General features: G+C 56.6%; 17 protein-coding genes. 11 read left to right on the plus strand and 6 right to left on the minus strand.

The genetic code is table 11. From position 1 onward, the window contains the following. Positions 1–211 precede the first annotated feature (211 nt). The 8 genes from JI62_RS03250 to JI62_RS03285 all read left to right on the plus strand — a co-directional run bounded on the left by JI62_RS03250 (position 212) and on the right by JI62_RS03285 (position 9374). Positions 212–919, plus strand: coding sequence for a ZIP family metal transporter (locus JI62_RS03250; RefSeq protein ID WP_088698796.1), 708 nt, complete (start codon positions 212–214; stop codon positions 917–919). 303 nt (positions 920–1222) lie between these two features. Further along, complete coding sequence (locus JI62_RS03255; RefSeq protein WP_088698797.1) at positions 1223–2266, plus strand: aminoglycoside phosphotransferase family protein; 1044 nt, start codon at positions 1223–1225, stop codon at positions 2264–2266. A 28-nt stretch (positions 2267–2294) separates the two neighbouring features. Beyond that, positions 2295–3515: an ABC transporter substrate-binding protein gene (locus tag JI62_RS03260; RefSeq protein WP_088698798.1), complete on the plus strand. Its 1221-nt coding sequence runs from the start codon at positions 2295–2297 to the stop codon at positions 3513–3515. Between the two features lie 3 nt (positions 3516–3518). Beyond that, a complete protein-coding gene (locus tag JI62_RS03265; RefSeq protein WP_088698799.1) occupies positions 3519–5192 on the plus strand; it encodes an ABC transporter permease in 1674 nt (557 codons plus the stop codon). Positions 5193–5202: 10 nt separating this feature from the next. Continuing rightward, on the plus strand, positions 5203–5859 hold the full coding sequence (locus JI62_RS03270) for an ATP-binding cassette domain-containing protein (RefSeq protein ID WP_088698800.1): 657 nt from the start codon (positions 5203–5205) through the stop codon (positions 5857–5859). A gap of 25 nt (positions 5860–5884) precedes the next feature. Further along, entirely contained in the window at positions 5885–6556 is a 672-nt protein-coding gene (locus JI62_RS03275) for a TIGR04283 family arsenosugar biosynthesis glycosyltransferase (RefSeq protein ID WP_430750710.1), read from the plus strand. Continuing rightward, entirely contained in the window at positions 6546–7160 is a 615-nt protein-coding gene (locus JI62_RS03280; protein WP_088698802.1) for a TIGR04282 family arsenosugar biosynthesis glycosyltransferase, read from the plus strand. Before JI62_RS03275 ends, JI62_RS03280 begins: the two co-directional genes overlap by 11 nt. A gap of 69 nt (positions 7161–7229) precedes the next feature. Further along, positions 7230–9374: an FAD-dependent oxidoreductase gene (locus tag JI62_RS03285; RefSeq protein ID WP_088698803.1), complete on the plus strand. Its 2145-nt coding sequence runs from the start codon at positions 7230–7232 to the stop codon at positions 9372–9374. On the opposite strand, the gene JI62_RS03290 is transcribed toward JI62_RS03285, so the two are convergent. Next, positions 9371–9823 carry a transcriptional regulator gene (locus JI62_RS03290; protein WP_276206544.1) on the minus strand — a complete coding sequence of 151 codons (453 nt, stop codon included), beginning with the start codon at positions 9821–9823 and terminating at the stop codon, positions 9371–9373. The genes JI62_RS03285 and JI62_RS03290 overlap by 4 nt on opposite strands. A 99-nt stretch (positions 9824–9922) precedes the next feature. Here JI62_RS03290 and JI62_RS03295 point away from each other — a divergent pair, with 99 nt between their 5' ends. Then, the gene (locus tag JI62_RS03295; RefSeq protein ID WP_240513115.1) at positions 9923–11320 is read left to right on the plus strand and encodes a GGDEF domain-containing protein; all 1398 of its coding nucleotides are present in this window, start codon (positions 9923–9925) and stop codon (positions 11318–11320) included. A 32-nt stretch (positions 11321–11352) separates the two neighbouring features. Further along, complete coding sequence (locus JI62_RS03300; protein ID WP_088698804.1) at positions 11353–12492, plus strand: FAD-dependent oxidoreductase; 1140 nt, start codon at positions 11353–11355, stop codon at positions 12490–12492. Between the two features lie 9 nt (positions 12493–12501). On the opposite strand, the gene JI62_RS03305 is transcribed toward JI62_RS03300, so the two are convergent. Beyond that, positions 12502–12963 (minus strand): META domain-containing protein, encoded by a 462-nt coding sequence (locus JI62_RS03305; RefSeq protein WP_088698805.1) that lies wholly within the window; start codon positions 12961–12963, stop codon positions 12502–12504. Between the two features lie 108 nt (positions 12964–13071). Continuing rightward, positions 13072–13512, minus strand: a complete 441-nt coding sequence (gene gloA, locus JI62_RS03310; protein WP_088698806.1) for a lactoylglutathione lyase — start codon at positions 13510–13512, stop codon at positions 13072–13074. 129 nt (positions 13513–13641) lie between these two features. On the opposite strand from gloA, the gene JI62_RS03315 reads away from it, so the two are divergent. After that, the gene (locus tag JI62_RS03315; protein WP_088698807.1) at positions 13642–14712 is read left to right on the plus strand and encodes a metal-dependent hydrolase; all 1071 of its coding nucleotides are present in this window, start codon (positions 13642–13644) and stop codon (positions 14710–14712) included. An 8-nt stretch (positions 14713–14720) separates the two neighbouring features. On the opposite strand, the gene JI62_RS03320 is transcribed toward JI62_RS03315, so the two are convergent. The 3 genes from JI62_RS03320 to JI62_RS03330 all read right to left on the minus strand — a co-directional run bounded on the left by JI62_RS03320 (position 14721) and on the right by JI62_RS03330 (position 17163). Beyond that, complete coding sequence (locus JI62_RS03320) at positions 14721–15452, minus strand: MliC family protein (RefSeq protein ID WP_088698808.1); 732 nt, start codon at positions 15450–15452, stop codon at positions 14721–14723. A gap of 44 nt (positions 15453–15496) precedes the next feature. Beyond that, positions 15497–16009: a DUF3087 family protein gene (locus tag JI62_RS03325; RefSeq protein ID WP_064236090.1), complete on the minus strand. Its 513-nt coding sequence runs from the start codon at positions 16007–16009 to the stop codon at positions 15497–15499. Positions 16010–16089: 80 nt separating this feature from the next. Then, positions 16090–17163, minus strand: coding sequence for a 3-deoxy-7-phosphoheptulonate synthase (locus JI62_RS03330; RefSeq protein WP_088698809.1), 1074 nt, complete (start codon positions 17161–17163; stop codon positions 16090–16092). Positions 17164–17350 lie beyond the last annotated feature (187 nt).

Here is a 17350-nt window from a genome sequence, read left to right on the forward strand (position 1 = left end):
TGCAGTACCGAAATCAGGCCTTGGCCGCTTAGTTTTTCACTGTCCAAGTTTATGGGGTCAGTTCAATGAGGTGTCGTTTTTGTTTTCGGCAACCGACATGGGAGCTTACTCTGGCGTTAAGGTTTGCACCTCATCAGCCTGACAAGGCCCTGGCTCGAGATTCAACAAAGTGCGAACCTGGTTCATATCAGATGGGAGAAACGGTGGATAAATGAGCGTTTATGGAATGCTTTTCATCGCCTGGGGCGCCGGTCTTATGGCACTTTTCGGGGGCTTTCTAGCACATGTTGAGGGAACCGCAAACACGATTGCCAAGCAAGAGCTTGTGCATGGAATCACAGCGTTTGGCGGCGGAATTTTAATGGCTGCTGTTGCCTTTGCGCTAGTGCCAGAGGGAATGCGTGAGTTAAACGCTTGGCAATTAACGGGATTGTTTGCCGCAGGTGGAGTCATTTTTTGTGTTTTGGATGCCTGGCTACAAAACAATGAAGGCAATGTCGCACAGTTTATGGCGATGTTATTAGATTTTGTGCCGGAAGCGGTTTCACTTGGCGCGGTGTTTGCTGCTAACCCGCAAATGGGTGTCTTACTGGCTCTTTTTATAGCTGCGCAAAATTTTCCCGAAGGTTTTAACGCCTATCGTGAATTAAGAGCCGCGAAATTAACCACCAAAACAGCATTATGGGGACTGTTGGGCGTGTCATTTTTCGGCCCGCTATCTGCAATAATGGGGTATTGGTGGTTAAGTGAGGCGCCACAAATTACGGCTATGATCATGAGCTTCGCAGCAGGCGGTATTCTGTATCTGGTATTTCAGGATATTGCGCCGCAAGCGCGAATGCGGCGCCATTGGACACCCTCACTGGGTGCTGTACTTGGCTTTATCATTGGCATGCTGAGTAAGCAACTTTTAGGCTAGCCTTCAGTTTATAAATAATGGTCATATCATCTGTAGTCGAGCGCCGGGAGAACAAAAGACCACCACTGCGGTGTACCTGAGAATACCCGACCCGGTTATCGAGCGGCTGCCGGTATAACGGGTGGGGGGTTGCGCTGGAAAGATGTCATTCCCATGCGAAATGAAGCCCGTAACTCCCCAGCCAGCGCCCCACACTCACCCATTACCGTCGCTCTAATCACTTTTTCTTACAAAACGTGTAAGGTTGGTACAACAACGGCCACTAAGTGGCATCGCTGATTCAGCAACGACACGGACTGCTCTATGCCGATACCGACTGAAGCGCGTTTACAGGCGCTGGCAAGTGAATTAAAGCGGGCCGGAATTACCTACCACGAGCTTACGCCGATGGCGGATACCGGGCTGGCCCATGATCATGTGTGGATTCACCGCATTGAGGGCGATGACTGGGTGGCGAGACTGCCCAAGCAGAGCCAGATGAACCTGCCGCCTGAAGAGAATCTGGCTTACCAAACCGCCTGTTACCAGCGCTCTAGCCCTGGCGGGCATACGCCAAAACTGTATAGCACACTTCCGCCGAACGAGGCACTGCCACGGGGCGGGCTGCTGGTCGAAGCGATCCGCGGCCGCTTGGCGCAACTGCCAGAAGATCTTCCCGCCATCGCGGATGCTCTAGCCAGCCTGCATAGCCAACCCCTGCCTAACGCCGCGAAGCAGGCGCCACTGCTTGCCCCTGAAGACCCCTGGCAGGCGATGATAGAAGAAGTGCGCCAGCAGGCGAACTGGTTAGCCGATGCGCAGCTTTCGTGCAAAGTCACTCAGCGCATTAAACAGGAGCTGGATCTTCTTCCCCCCCGTTTAAGCGATGCCACACCGAGACTGATTAGCTTCGACACCCACCCTGGCAACTTTTTAATCCGTGACGATGGTCGCGCGGTGCTGGTGGATTTAGAGAAGTGCCGCTACGGCCTGCCGGGTATCGATCTCGCCCACACCTCGCTTTATACCTCCACCACCTGGGACGTCAGCAGCCAGGCGGAGCTAACGCTAAGTGACGTAATTGATTTCTATCGCCGCTGGCAAACGGCCATGGGTGAGTCACCCGATACTGACACCCTGGTCGCCTGCCGTCGTGCCACCTGGCTCTGGTCATTAACCTGGTGTGCCAAGTGGCGCGCCCAGCACTTGAACGCCAAAGATGGCCAGCAGCTCGGTGAAGACTGGTCGGCAGAGCTTACCGATCCCAACGTGATTGACCACGTGCGAGACCGAGTGGAGCACTACCTCTCGCTGCCGATTATAGATCACGTTCATAGCGAGCTTCAGTGCTTGCAAGCCTCTCTATAACGCTTTGAATTCCTAAAAGAGAAATGCGATGCCCATTCAACATCTCCCTTTACGCCTAACGCTCGCCACAGCGATGTTAGCGCTTGCGCTTCCTACTATGGCTAACCCTGCCCCTGATGATTGGCAAGGCGTTTTAGCAGAAGCTGAAGGCCAAACCGTTTACTGGAATGCCTGGGGAGGCGATACACGCACCAATCGCTATATCGACTGGGTGGCAGAGCAACTGCAGGCGCAGTACGGCGTCGAAGTGGAGCATGTCAAACTGGACGATACCGGCAGTGCAGTGGCGCGGGTGTTGGCCGAAAAGCAGGCGGGTAATCACGACGAGGGCAGCATCGATCTAATCTGGATCAATGGCGAGAACTTTGCTGCCATGCGCGAAAATGATCTACTGTTCGGCCCTTTCGCAGAAGCGCTACCCAATTTCGCACTCACCAACCCCGACGAGAACCCCGAGGTGGTGACTGACTTTACGCTTCCCACTGAGGGCTATGAATCTCCCTGGGGTAAGGCACAGATCACCTTTTATTACGACAGCGCTCAAACCGAGACACCGCCACAGGATATCCAGGCACTACTTGAGTGGGCCCAAGCCAACCCCGGCCAGTTTAGCTATCCGCGTATCCCCGACTTCACCGGCAGCACCTTTTTAAAGCAGGCGCTGATTGAGCTTACCGAGCAGGACGAGGCACTTTACCAGCCGGTTTCAGAGAGCGATTTCGAGGCTGTGACTGAGCCACTGTGGGCCTATTTGGATGCGTTGCACCCGCACCTCTGGCGCAGCGGGCGCGCCTTTCCCGACTCGGGCCCCAACCTGCGCACCTTGATGAGCGACGGCGAGTTAAGTCTGGCGTTCTCTTTCTACCCCACCGATGCTGCCGTCGCGGTGATGGAGTATGAACTGCCCGATAGCGTGCGCAGCTACGTGCTGGAAGGTGGCACCCTCGGCAATGTTCACTTTGTGGCGATTCCCTATAACTCGCCGCATAAAGCCGGGGCTATGGTGCTTGCTAATTTTCTGCTCTCGCCGGAAGCACAGGCGCAAAAGCAGTCGCTGGCGATGTGGGGCGACCGCAGCGTGCTGGATATCGATCAGCTAGATGCTGAGACCCAAGCGCTGTTTGAGCAGGGAGATCGCCACCCCTCAGAGCTGCCAGCGGACGCGCTGTCTAACACCCTACCCGAGCCGCACCCCAGCTGGATGACCGCCCTTCAAGACGCCTGGCTTGAGCGTTACGGCGTTAACTAGGTCATGCTGCGACTGGCCCCAGTACTCATCATTGGCTTGCTGGTACTACCCGTGGGATCGGGGCTACTCATGGTACTACTGCCTGCGTTTGGCTACTTGCCAGCGCTAGGCGGCTATGGCTTTAGTTTAGCTCCCTGGCAAATGCTCTTTGCCCAGCCGGGGCTAGGACGTTCGGTGGCGGTTAGCTTTGCCAGCGGGTTAGTAAGCGCAGCCTTAGCGCTGGCTATTGTCGTGCTGTTTTTAGCCGCCAGTCGGGGCACTTGGTTAGATCGCAGCATACGACGGTTGGTATCGCCGCTGCTCGCCATCCCTCACGCCGCTATCGCCTTTGGGTTTGCTTTTTTGATTGCCCCTTCAGGCCTGATGGCACGGCTAATATCGCCGTCGCTGACGGGCTGGGAGCGCCCCCCGGACGCGTTGATAATCAACGATCCGTGGGGGCTTTCCCTAATGGCGGGCCTGGTGCTAAAAGAAGTGCCATTTCTGCTACTGATGAGCTTGGCAGCACTCCCGCAGTTAGCGCCGGAGAAGCGTTTGATGCTGGCGCGCTCGCTAGGCTATTCACCCACCATTGGCTGGTTAAAGACGGTACTGCCGTCGCTCTACCCCCTGATTCGCCTGCCAGTGTATGCGGTCATCGCTTACGCCACCTCGGTAGTCGATATGGCGCTGATTCTGGGGCCAACGCTGCCTCCCACGCTGAGCGTATCAATCTTAAGCTGGTTCAACGATCCCGATATTAGCCACCGCTTTATGGCTTCGGCGGCGGCAGTATTACAACTCGGGGTCACCATCGCTGCGCTGCTCTTTTGGTGGCTGCTGGAACAACTGACCCGCATACTGACACGACGCTGGCTGACCAATGGCAGCCGCCAGGGCGGTGAAATCGCCCTGCGTGTGGTTGGCCGCTCGGCGTTACTGTTTTCAAGTATCACGGCGCTGGCGGCCCTGGCCGGGTTGGGGCTATTTTCACTGGCTGGTTTCTGGCGCTTTCCAGAAGTGTTACCGCAGATGCTAACGCTGGATCACTGGCAACGCAGCGGCCCGATGCTGGTCACGCCGCTCATCAATACCGCATTGATTGGCCTGATTTCTACCGCCTTGGCCACGGCGCTAGTGCTAGCAACGCTGGAAAATGAGCACCGTCAGCACATTCAACCCAAGCGCGCGTTATGGCTACTCTATTTACCCCTGCTAGTGCCGCAAATTGCGTTTCTCTTTGGGCTAATCGTGGCGGCGGAAAGCCTGGGCATTCGCCCTCCGCTTGGCTTGGTAATCGCGGGCCACCTGCTCTTTGTGCTGCCCTATGTGTACCTCTCCCTGGCTGAAACCTACCGCCGCCTGGATCCCCGCTGGCTTAAGGTAGCGCGTTCACTGGGGGTGTCACGTAGCGCCGCTTTTTGGCGGGTTCGTCTGCCGCTGTTAATCGCGCCGCTGTTAACGGCCTTTGCGGTGGGCCTGGCGGTGAGCATTGGCCAATACTTACCCACTCAGTTACTCGGTGCGGGCCGTGTGACCACCGTGACCACAGAGGCCGTCGCGCTTGCCTCTGGCAGCAATCGGCGCTTAATCGGTGTTTGGGCATTAGTGCAGGCGGGCCTGCCGTTGATTGGCTTTATACTTGCGTTAGGGGTGCCCCGTTTATTGGCTACCCACCGCCGTGATCTAGCTACCTAAGAGAGGCATTGTGACGACTTCTTTATGTGCGCCGCTCAGCCTTGGGCAAACACTACGCCTTGAGCACATTAGCATCGCCCTGGCAGGCCGAGAGTTACTGGCCGTGGATGCCGCTATTGCCGCGGGTGAGGTGCTCACGGTAATGGGGCCTTCGGGGTCGGGCAAATCCACCTTGTTGGCCTATATTGCAGGTTTTCTTGACCGCGAGTTTACCGCCAGCGGCGGCGTATGGTTGGGCGAGCGCGATTTACTCGGACTGCCCGCCGAGAAGCGTGGTATTGGGCTGCTGTTTCAGGATCCACTACTATTTCCTCACCTCAGCGTGGGCGGCAACTTGCGTTTCGGGCTGCCTCGCAGCAGCAAAGAGAAGCACCAGCAGGTTAGCCAGGCCCTGGAGCAGGTTGGTCTTGCGGGGCTAGAGTCCCGCGATCCAGCCACCCTTTCCGGTGGCCAGCAATCACGCGTGGCGCTAATGCGCCTGCTGCTCTCCAAGCCCAAAGCGGTGCTGCTGGACGAACCGTTTTCCAAGCTGGATACGGCGCTGCGCCAGGAGATGCGTGCGCTGGTGTTTAGCCAACTGCGTGAAGCAGGTCTGCCTGCACTGCTGGTCACCCACGACCACGCGGATGCCAAGGCGGCGGGAGGGCCGGTCATTGAGCTCGGCTGACCCAGCGCCTCGATTAAGCATCATTATGCCCATGCTCAACGAGGCCGACAGTATTGAAACGGCCCTGGTGCCGCTGCAATCTCTGCGCGCCCAGCACCTCTCGGCACAGGTCGAAGTGATCGTAGTCGATGGCGGCAGTGGCGATGACAGCGTTCGCATCGCCAAACCGCTGGCCGACCGGGTGCTCAGCAGCCCACCGGGGCGAGCACGGCAAATGAACCTGGGCGCACAGCACGCCAGTGCGCCAGCGCTGCTGTTCCTGCACGCGGATAGCCTACTGCCTGAAGGCGCCGTTGAGCAGATAACCCACGCACTCATCCACCACGCTTGGGGGCGCTTTGATATTGCGCTTTCAGGTCGTAGCCGCTGGCTACCCGTAGTGAGTTGGATGATGAATCAGCGCTCGCGGTTAACCGGCATTGCCACCGGCGACCAGGGCATGTTTGTAAGCACCGCTAGCTTCAAGGCAGTCGAGGGCTTTCCCGAACAGCCGCTGATGGAAGATATTGCGCTCGCTGAACGGCTCAAACAGGTATCGCGCCCCGCCTGCCTAACGGCGAAAGTGATAAGCTCGGGCAGGCGCTGGGATCAGTTCGGCGCTTGGAAAACCATCCGCTTGATGTGGCGACTGCGCTATCGCTATTGGCGCGGCGTGAGCGCAACCCAACTCGCCAAGGAGTATCGCGATGCCCGCTGAAACACCCCACCTGCACCTGCTCGCCAAAGCGCCGCTGGCGGGGCAGGCCAAAACGCGCTTGGCGCCCCTGCTAGGTTTAGAAGGGGCTGCCAACGCCCACGCGGAGCTGGTACGCCACTGCGTCGCCAGCGCCTGCAAAGCGCTGCCTGCTGAAAACGTCACGCTATGGACGGCGCTTGATCACGTACACCCGCTGTTTACCGAGCTTCGCGAAGCCTTTGGTGTGGCGCTGTGCGCTCAACCAGAGGGTGATTTAGGCGCACGGGTTCGCTATGCCCTGAACAGTACGCCAGGGCCTGCCATGCTGATGGGCAGCGACTGCCCGAGCATCACCAGCGAACTGATCACGGCCTGCGCGCAGCAACTGGCTAGTTTTGATGTGGTGCTGTTACCCGCAGAAGATGGCGGCTACGGCTTTGTGGGTACCCGGCAAGACTACCCCGCACTGTTTGAAGATATTCCTTGGGGTACTAAAAGCGTACTGACCACCACTAAGCAGCGCATTGGGCAACTGGGGTTGAGCGCCGCCTACCCGGCAACAATTTGGGATGTGGATCGCCCGGAAGATTGGCAGCGCTGGAAAAGTGCTCCCGTGTCAGTGTAAGGAAACGGGCGACCCTCTCACAGATTAACCACCGATACTGTCCTTATTATTAGCGCTGGAGTTTTTATTGTGACCCGACAACGTTTGATGATTGCAGCGCTACTGATCACTGCCATTGGCGTGTTTTTCCTCAGCGGCGCCCACCACTGGTTCACCCTGGAAACCCTCAAGGCGTACCAGAGCGACTTTCAAACAGCGTTTAACCAATACCCGTGGCAAGTGGCGGGTGCCTTCTTTGCCGTTTATGTCGTGATGACGGCCCTTTCACTGCCTGGCGCCACGCTATTGACCCTGCTGGGTGGCGCGCTGTTTGGGCTTGGCTGGGGGCTGCTGATTATCTCCTTCGCCAGCACCATGGGTGCCACCCTGGCCTTTTTACTCTCGCGCTTTCTATTCCGTAACCCTATCGAAAAGCGATTTCCCCGCCAGTTCGCCGCCGTGAACCGCGGTGTCGAGCGAGACGGCGCCCTTTATCTCTTCACCCTGCGTTTGGTGCCGGTGTTTCCATTTTTCATGATCAACCTGATCATGGGCCTGACGCGGATCAAGACCGTCACCTTTTACTGGGTCAGCCAAGTCGCCATGCTGCCCGGCACCGCTATTTATGTAAATGCGGGTGGGCAGTTGGGAGACTTGGAGAGTCTGGGGGGCGTTCTGTCGCCAACCCTTATCACTTCGTTCTTGCTGCTGGCCATCTTTCCCTGGATCGCCCGACGCATTGTGCTGCTGGTGCAGCAGCGCAAGACATATAAAGGTTTTACCCGACCCGCATACTTTGACTACGACATTGTGGTGATCGGCGGCGGCTCGGCGGGGCTGGTCACCAGCTATATCGCTAGTGCCGTACAAGCCAAGGTGGCGCTGGTGGAGAAACATAAAATGGGTGGCGACTGCCTGAACACTGGCTGCGTGCCCTCCAAAGCACTCATCCGCGCCGCCCGCGCCGCCCATGAGATACGTAGCGCCCACCGCTTCGGGGTGACCGCCAGCGAGCCAGAGATCGACTTTGCCAAGGTAATGGGCCACGTCAAACAGGCGATTAGCGATATCGAACCCCACGACAGCGTGGAGCGCTATCGTGGCTTGGGCGTTGAGGTCTACCAGAAGCACGCTAAACTCACTTCACCATGGGAAGTTCAGGTCGGCGATAAGACCCTCACCGCCCGCCATATTGTGCTGGCCACCGGCGCACGGCCCCGGGTGCCCTCACTGCCAGGTATTGAGAGCGCCCCTGTTTTAACGTCCGAAAACCTCTGGTCGCTGACCGAACTGCCCAAACGCTTAGTGGTACTGGGTGGCGGCGCCATTGGCTGCGAGCTCAGTCAGAGCTTCGCCCGCTTGGGCAGTCAGGTTACGCTGGTGGAAGGGCTGTCCCAACTACTGAGTCGTGAGGATCAAGAGGTTGGTGAGCTGGCTGAAAGCACTTTGGCTGACGAAGGTGTGATGGTGATGACCGGCGCCAAAGCGCTGGAAGTTTTTAACGAGGATGGCGGCTATCAGCTAGCGGTGGAGCATCATGACGAGCGCAAATTGCTCCCTTTTGACTATTTGTTGGTGAGCGTGGGTCGCCAGGCCAATGTTGAGGGCTTAGGGCTGGAAGCGCTGGGGATCACAACTACCCAAGCAGGCACTCTTGAACTTAACGAGCGGCTGCAAACCCGCCTACCCAATATCTGGGCCTGTGGTGATTTAGTCGGGCCTTATCAGCTTACCCACGCCGCCGCGCACCAGGCGTGGCACGCGGCAGTCAATGCCTTGTTCGGCGAACTGAAAAGCTTCACGGTGGACTACCGCTATATGCCTGCAGTCACCTATACGCAGCCAGAAGTCGCCAGAGTTGGGCTGAATGAAAAGGAGGCCAAAGCACAAGGTATTGCCTTTGAGATTACCCGCTATGCCATGAGCGAAAGTGACCGCGCTATTGCCGAAGGCGCGACCCAGGGCTTTATTAAGGTGCTTACCATGCCTGGCAAAGACAAAATCCTGGGCGCCACCATCGTTGCCGAAAACGCTGGCGAGTGGCTAGGCGAATTTACCATCGCCATGAAGCACGGCCTGGGCCTCAACAAGCTGTTGGGCACCATTCACCCCTACCCAACGCTGGGCGAAGCGGCCAAGGCCACGGCGGGCGTATGGAAAAACGCTCATAAGCCCGAGCGGGTACTGGCACTATTGAAGCGTTACTTCAATTGGCGGCGCGGTGATAAAGATTAACGGCCGTCTTTCGGTGGATGTGCCTTAGCAAATGTTTCGATGATGTCGCGCACGACCTTTTTCTGCGCGGCAGGCAGCCCCCGATAGAGTAAAAGAACCTGCCACTCGTCACTTGAGGATGAAACCTCCCAGTTTGGCGTTGGCTCACTCACACTATTATAAGCGCTGTCGCCATAACGCAATTGGTGCGGATCCACTAGTAGCCAGCGTGCTAATACCTGAAGCTTGTCCTGACTGGGGATTGAGTCACCTCGCAGCCACCGCCTTACGGCCTGAAATGTAATCGGCTTTCCCCAGTAGCGCAGGTTAAATTCCCGCTCAAGCACCGATGGCCGCGCTTCGTAACCGGCTGCTTCGAGTGCTGATTTCAGACGCTCAGCGAACATGATTTTTTCATTCATGCCGCCAATGTGAAGCGATTGTTCAATAATAGTTGAATAACGGTTCACCTTTTGATTGAACCATTAATTCAATTTCGAGTTTTCGCTTAGCAGTATTAGGCGAGTGGCTATGCTAAGCGCTGAAACACGGCGCTTGAGGAGTCATTCATGATGAGTGGCACACTATCTCCATCAGTGCAAAATCTCGACAACCTGTGCCAAAAGCTGGCGCTACTATGCGGCTCAGCAACGCCTCTGGAGCTTTTTGAACTGCTGGCTAAAACGCTCCACGCACTTACCCAGGGTCAACCCGTGGTACTTTATCGCCGCTTAAGCACAGGCAACCTTCGATTGGCATACTGCTATCCGCTGGAAAGTACGCTGGTCTCCCATCACGCGCTGCTCGCTATTCGTTGTTATGAGGATCTGGCGACCTCAGACCTGCAACTTTATGAGCTAAAAGGCGAACATGAGGTATGGGGGTATATTGGGCATCCTCCTGCGGTTCACGCTGGGCCTGACAAGTGGATCCAGCTACTTGTCGACATTGCATCCCAGCGCTTACGCTTGTTAAAAGCAGAGCGTATAGCTGCTCGCCACTCAGGTTTAAAGTCTCTCCGCAGGCTGCTCTCCCGGGATATTAAACGACTCACCTCCATCGATGATATTTTGCAACATCATGGCGCCAGCTGGTGCGATATATTTCAGGCCGAAGGCATTGCGCTGGCTTATCAGGGCGATCTTCACTGCTTTGGCAAGTGCCCCTCGAAGCACCAGCTGTTTCATCAATTACAGCAGTTGAATCAGCAAAACACCCATGACGAAATTATCGAGCTGAATGGCAGTTGCCAAGGCGGCTTGGCTGCCCCTCTTAGTGTCGCGCATGCCCCTCTAGGCTGGTTGCTGCTGTTTCGCCAGCAGCCGCTCCTCCCTGCGTTGATAGCTAATACAACGTTTCAAGACGTCTTGAGCTATTGGCTGCCTCTGGAAGCCTCCATGATCATCGAGCTGGCCGACGATTTAGCAGTGGCCATAACAGCCCAGGAGGTCGTTCACCTCAATCGCCAGTTAACCAAGACCAATCAACGCCTTGAGGGCCTGGCCCATACCGATCCCTTAACGAAATGCTGGAACCGCTACTACACCGAGTTGGTGATGGAGGATTTGATCCACTCCTCTATCAGTTTCTCCATGTTGATGTTTGATATTGATGACTTTAAAAAGGTTAACGATACCTATGGCCACGCCATCGGGGATGATATCTTGTGTGATATAGCGCAGTTAGTGCAGGAAACGCTGAGAGCTGATGATCACCTTGGTCGCTGGGGAGGCGAAGAGTTCGTCGTCATATCCAAGCAGCTTGACCAAGACGCCAGCTTGAAGCTGGCTAACCGGCTCTGCCGCTGTGTGGAACAACACACCTTCTCCATCGCCGACCAGTTAACGGTGAGTATCGGCCTGACCCTATTAAAGCCCGGCGACCAGCCTCGACAGCTATTTGAGCGGGCGGATCAAGGCATGTATCTGGCCAAAATGGCGGGTAAAAACCAAGTCTTTGTCTGCTAAACATTCAATATCACCTTGCTTCTCTATAGGCGATGCCCATGCAGCAATTATTACTGATTGGTGCGGGCCATGCCCACGCCTTTGTCCTCGAAGCCTTTGCCCAACAGCCTGCTTCAGATATTGCCATTACTGTCGTGAGTGATAGCCCCTTCGCCGCTTACTCCGGCAGTGTACCCGCATGGCTAGCGGGAGAGTGCACGCTGCGCGAGACACAAATCGACGTGGCGGCGTTATGCCAACGGGCCAACGCTCGACTGATTCTTTCCCCAGCGAGTAGCATCAATAACCAGGCACGTTACGTAGCGCTGGCGAATGGCGAGCGCGTTAATTTTGATGTGGTTTCCTTCAATATCGGATCGACCCTGGCGCCCCCTCAGCAGCTGGGGGAGAACCTCCCCAAGCTACTCGCCATGCGACCACTAAGCAGCCTGCACCAGCGCTGGCAAGTAGTGAAAAATGAGATTAGCCGCTTGCCCAGCGGCGGTGCCCAACGAGTTCTAGGCGTTGGGGGCGGTGCAGCAGGCTGCGAAACACTGATGAGCGTACTGACCCAACTGCGCAAGCAGCGCCCGGATATTGATTGGCAGGGGCACTTACTCACTGCCGCTAATGCACTCTTGCCTGGGGCCGGGTACTTGCCACGCTGGCTTACCCGACGCGCGCTCTCAAAGGCAGGCATTACCGTGCACGTTGAGCAACGCGGCGAGACCTTGGTGGAAGGTGGGGTAACCACCCAGGACGGTACTCGTATTGATGCGGACATTGTGCTCTGGGCAACCGGGGCTATCGGCCACTCTTGGCTTGCAAGCACCGAACTACCATTGGATAAACACCACTTTATTCAGGTAGAAAATACGTTGGCAGTCGCCAGCCAGCCAACTATTTTCGCCGCGGGCGACTGTGCAGCATTGACCCCAGCGCTACCCAATGCGGGTGTATATGCAGTGCGTATGGGCCCCCACTTGGCAGACAACCTCCGCCGTGCCTGCCACAGCGAACCGTTACTCCCCTGGCAGCCACCCGAGAGGGTGTTGGCACTGATTGGCACCGGTGATGGCCGCGCCATTGCCAGCCGCGGTGGCTTCGGGGTATCCGGCAGGTGGGTATGGCAATGGAAAAAGCGGATTGATGCGCGCTTTATCGCCCGCTTCAACCCGCCTTTTGAGAGCTAACCGACTGTATTAGTTGCCTTCGCGCCAGCCGCCTAGCACCCGACTATCAGGGCCAAAGAAGACCAACCGATCATGGTCAATCAAATACCGATAGGCGGTTTCCAACATACCCGTGACCCGTTTGGCATCGGCCATTTGCGGGCATGCCATACGGGTGGTGGCCAGTTGGCTAAATCCTATGCGCTGGTTTTCACCGAGTGTGACTTCACCAGTAAAGCGGTTACAGCCGTCGTGGCCGCTAACCTTGCCCTCTTTTGAAATCTGGAAAAATGGCGTTTCCGGCATGGAGAGCCGCTCATCAGTTCCCACCAACAGTAGATTCCAACGCTGCTCAACAATAGCCCCCTCAAGCGAGGCATCGCTGGCGCCCGGTTGCGGTGTAGAACTTGGCCCTGGCGAACTGCTACAAGCACTTAACAGTAGCGCAGCGGAAGCCAACAGTGGCAGTAAATGCCAACCTTTCATGGTCATGATGAACTTTCCTTGTGTCATAGCCTTTGTGGAATAGCCTTTGTGGAATAGCCTTTGTGGAATAGTCTGTGTGGAATAGTCTGTGTGGAATAGCTCTTTGTGTAATAGTTACCAACTGCCGGTGTTTTCCATTGAGGCCCAGGGCTCTTGTGGTGCCAGGGCATCGCCTTTTTGCAACAGCTCTACAGAGATGCCGTCCGGTGATTTAACAAACGCCATATGACCATCACGGGGTGGGCGGTTAATGGTCACGCCGTTGTCCTGAAGGTGTTGGCAGAGCGCATAAATGTCATCCACCCGATAGGCTAGGTGGCCGAAATTACGCCCGCCAGTGTACTCTTCGGGATCCCAGTTATAAGTAAGTTCAAGCTCCGGAGCCGTCAGCCGCTCTGAGCGTGGCTCATCTTCTGGCGCAGCCAGAAACACCAGCGTGAAGCGCCCTTTCTCATTCTCTTTACGGCGCACTTCTTTAAGCCCCAGCAGATCGCAGTAAAAACGCAGCGAAGCATCTAGGTCACTGACACGCACCATAGTATGTAGATATTGCATATCGACTCCTGGTAAAAAACGCTCTTAGTCATGCTTTACAAAAACGTGACAGCGAAAATAAATCGCCGCGACGCTGTATAATTTAATCATAACGTTTATCTTAGCTGGGTTTACCCGTCGGAGAAACCTGTGGACTCAATGACTCAAGCCGCGCTGGGCGCAGCCATTGGCGGTGTCGTGCTGGGCCGACGTTTAGGCCGTAAGGCCATTCTCATCGGCGCCGTACTGGGCACCCTGCCCGACCTTGATGTAGCGTTGGATTATGGTGACGCCGTGGCCAATGTCACGGAGCATCGAGGTTTTAGTCACTCGCTTTTTGTACTGACAGGATTGGCGACTCTGTTGGCGTTACTATGCGCGCGGTTGGCTCCCGCAAAAGCTATTAGCCTGCCCCACTGGTGGTGCTTTTTTGCGCTGATTCTGATTACCCACCCTCTGCTTGATGCGCTAACCACTTACGGCACCCAGCTATTTTGGCCGCTTGACCTCACGCCCGCCGCTTGGCCGATTGTTTTCATTATCGACCCCCTCTATACACTGCCGCTGTTATTCGCTTTGGGGATCGCCTTGATCTCTCAGCGGGTGTGTAAAGCCTACACATGGGGGTTGGCCATCACCAGTATTTACCTCGTAATGGCGGCGGGTGCAAAGTTAGTGGTCGAGCAACGTCTGTCACCGGCCCTGGCAGAGCAGGGATTGGAAGAGGCGCCGCTATTGATACAACCAACGCCGTTTAACATTGTGCTATGGCGGGCCACGGTGGTTGACGGGGATCGCTATTATGAAAGCCTGATCAGTGTGCTTGATGGTGACCGTCAGCCGCGTTTTGAGCCGCTTATTCGTAATGCTGCCCTTGAGGACGTCGCACTGGCCAGCCATCAAGGGCGACGCCTGAACTGGTTTGCAGGCCCCTTTCTACGCTACGAAACACGCCTGTTGGACGGCAAAGAGACGCTGATCGCCACCGATATTCGGCTTGGCTTTCCAGGCTTCCATCCGTTTAGCTTTACCCTGGCGACCCTCGAAGGTGAACGCTGGGAACCACTTGCGGTAAGCGAACAGCTGTCGAGTACCCGCGGCATTCAACTGGAAACACTTTCGCGCCTCGCCGCACGTGCCGCTGGCAACACCTCGGCCCTGTGCGCCAGCGATTTTGTTGCGCATGAGTGGCGGGCCGAACGCTTTGTCTACCGTTGCTGATCTAACGCCTAGGGGGCGATACCCTGTCCACAGCCACTATATTGCTCCCCGCCATAGGTCAGCGTAACGCGAGCGGGAAAAGGCTTGCCGCTCATGTTATCGAAACAGGCTCCAGCGTCGATACGCACGCGGAAAAAGGGTTCCACGTCAGCATTTTCAATCACGACTCGGCCAGCCTCATTGTCCATCACGCTGACCATATAGGGTAACTGAAGACGCTCTTCCCCATAGTTCATCTCCAGTGTCAGCGTGGGCGTGTCATTAGCGAGCGCAACCGTCCAGCCAGGCTCGTTACCCTGCCCAAAGAGCATCACACCGGGCTTCTCCGCACGGGTTAAGGCATCACGCTGCTCGGCCAGCGAGCACTGCAGTTGGCCTCGCGGTGTTTCCACAAGCGCCTTTTCTCCTCGGTTCCAGAAACTGATCTCACCATCTTGATAGCGGGCGCCGCTAGCCACGACGGCTTGGGGCAGCCGCCATGCGCCGTGCAGCGACCATAGACGCAAATCGTTGGCATTGGTGGCAGTCACTAAGTGCTGCTGCGCAGGCTCGCAGTGCCACGCATCAAAACGCTGGGCGGAGCCAGGGAAAAGCGCCGAGGGCAGAAAGGGCGCCCGGTTATCCAACGTTGCTTGGTTAGCAGCTGTCGTTTCTGTTGAGGGGGTGGCTGCACACCCTCCGAGTACCACCATCATACTGGCTGCGGCGATGGCCCCGCCCCATGCTTTTAACGTATTCATACGCCTGCTCCCTGTAGAACTCACGCTATTGCTTGCTGAACGTCTTACCCGCGTTTGAACGCCTGTAGATCGTGTGTATCGATACTTTCTACCTGCGGGGGCAATCCCAACTCTTCGCGTTTGATTTTAACCTGCATTTTTTCCGCTAGCCGTTCGGCGTCGTCGTCGGTGGTGCGCCCATTAAGCTCTGCCAACTGCGCCATGCCCTGGTGATAGAAAGTGAGCAGATCCAGCGCCGTGCGGTTGTTCTCTTCCACCGCTTTACGCAGTTGCGAAAGATAGCCACTGACTTGCGACAGGTGATGTTTGAGCTGCCAGACGTAGCGCACCTCCGTCATCCATGGGCGCTCACGCAGCACGGCAAAGAGCGCACTGGTGGCCAATAGCCCAAGCAGCACACCTAGGGCATTGAGCCATAGGCTGCTGCCAAAGGTGGAGGTAAGGAGCATTGAGAACAGGAGGCCGAAAATAATCAGTTGCCCCGCCATGGCAAAGCTGATCATGCGGGCTTTGCGGCGGTAGGTTTCGGGGTCGTGATGTTCTAGGGTAAATACCATGGCCAGCCTCATTATCGCTGCAAACGCCCTATGATACGGGGCTGGCCAGGGCAAACAAGTAATAGCGTTTACAAATGCAATTACGCCAAACGCTCCGCGGCCGTTTTGAGTAAGTGTTCGGTGGTTTCCCAGCCCACGCAGGCGTCGGTCACCGATACGCCATAGCGCATAGCACCAGGCTTGAGCGGCTGCTTGCCTTCAAACAGGTGACTCTCCAGCATCAGCGCGACCAGATTGGCTTCGCCCGCCTGACGCTGCGCCAATACATCCAGCATGACTTCACTCTGGCGGCGATGATCTTTGCGGGCATTGGCATGGCTGCAATCCACCATTAGCCGTGGGTTTTGCCCGGCATTACGCAGTGCGGTGGTCGCCGCACGTACGTGTTGGGCCTGATAGTTAGGCTCTCCGTGACCACCGCGTAGCACCACGTGGGTATGCGGGTTGCCCACGGTTTGCTGGACGACCGGATGACCGTGAGCATCCACTGCAAAACGCTGGTGCGGGTGGGCCGCCGCACTCATGGCATCAATCGCCACTTGTACATCGCCACTGGTGGCATTTTTGAACCCCACCGCCGCTGACAAATCACTGGCCAGCTCACGGTGCAGCTGAGATTCGGTGGTGCGTGCGCCAATCGCCACCCAGCTTAGTAAGTCGTCTACGTAGGGCGCCAGCATCGGTTGTAAAAGCTCGGTAGCCACCGGCAGGCCGCGTGCGGCTACCGCATGCATCAGCTCACGAGAGAGCGCCAACCCACGGGGCATATCGCCGCTGCCATCCAAGCCTGGGTCGTAGGCCAGCCCTTTCCAGCCCACAGTGGTGCGCGGCTTTTCAACGTAGACGCGCATGACCGGTAAAATACGTTCACTGACCTCTTCGCTTAGCGCAGCCAGGCGGTCGGCGTACTCCAGCGCGGCATCGGGGTCATGCACGGAACAGGGGCCGACCACCACAAGGAGACGGTTATCCTGACCACTCAAAATTTGCTGCACGGCATGACGCTGGCGGGCAATTTGTTCGCTTAGCGAGTCGCTTAACGCAATACGTTGGCGTAGCTCGGCGGGGGTTGGCAATCGGTTTGCAGTGAGCGCAGGCGCTGAAGGCGTTAGTCGAGCAGTAACTTGGGCAGCAGGGCTGATAGGCGCATTCATGATTAATTCTCCGCAATCGTGTGACATCGTATGGCTGTGTGACCACCCAAGTGAACACGGTCGGAGGTGGCAGCTAGCACCGACCGCGCGTCGCTAAATCGCCAGCTATAGCCATAACCTACAAAGCCGGTAGCGAAAGCGTTAGTCAGTGCGCGATAGATCATGATGCTGCTCCTTAATGAAAAAA

Origin of the sequence: Halomonas campaniensis (assembly GCF_002211105.1) — a bacterium.
GTDB lineage: Bacteria > Pseudomonadota > Gammaproteobacteria > Pseudomonadales > Halomonadaceae > Vreelandella > Vreelandella campaniensis_A.

What these genes read in the sequence shown, in the direction of transcription:
- JI62_RS03250 (WP_088698796.1), top strand. Translation starts at nt 212, where the DNA reads ATGAGCGTTTATGGAATGCTTTTCATCGCCTGGGGCGCCGGTCTTATG.
- JI62_RS03255 (WP_088698797.1), top strand. Translation starts at nt 1,223, where the DNA reads ATGCCGATACCGACTGAAGCGCGTTTACAGGCGCTGGCAAGTGAATTA.
- JI62_RS03260 (WP_088698798.1), top strand. Translation starts at nt 2,295, where the DNA reads ATGCCCATTCAACATCTCCCTTTACGCCTAACGCTCGCCACAGCGATG.
- JI62_RS03265 (WP_088698799.1), top strand. Translation starts at nt 3,519, where the DNA reads ATGCTGCGACTGGCCCCAGTACTCATCATTGGCTTGCTGGTACTACCC.
- JI62_RS03275 (WP_430750710.1), top strand. Translation starts at nt 5,885, where the DNA reads ATGCCCATGCTCAACGAGGCCGACAGTATTGAAACGGCCCTGGTGCCG.
- JI62_RS03280 (WP_088698802.1), top strand. Translation starts at nt 6,546, where the DNA reads ATGCCCGCTGAAACACCCCACCTGCACCTGCTCGCCAAAGCGCCGCTG.
- JI62_RS03295 (WP_240513115.1), top strand. Translation starts at nt 9,923, where the DNA reads ATGATGAGTGGCACACTATCTCCATCAGTGCAAAATCTCGACAACCTG.
- JI62_RS03300 (WP_088698804.1), top strand. Translation starts at nt 11,353, where the DNA reads ATGCCCATGCAGCAATTATTACTGATTGGTGCGGGCCATGCCCACGCC.
- JI62_RS03305 (WP_088698805.1), bottom strand. Translation starts at nt 12,963, where the DNA reads ATGACCATGAAAGGTTGGCATTTACTGCCACTGTTGGCTTCCGCTGCG.
- gloA (WP_088698806.1), bottom strand. Translation starts at nt 13,512, where the DNA reads ATGCAATATCTACATACTATGGTGCGTGTCAGTGACCTAGATGCTTCG.
- JI62_RS03320 (WP_088698808.1), bottom strand. Translation starts at nt 15,452, where the DNA reads ATGAATACGTTAAAAGCATGGGGCGGGGCCATCGCCGCAGCCAGTATG.
- JI62_RS03325 (WP_064236090.1), bottom strand. Translation starts at nt 16,009, where the DNA reads ATGGTATTTACCCTAGAACATCACGACCCCGAAACCTACCGCCGCAAA.
- JI62_RS03330 (WP_088698809.1), bottom strand. Translation starts at nt 17,163, where the DNA reads ATGAATGCGCCTATCAGCCCTGCTGCCCAAGTTACTGCTCGACTAACG.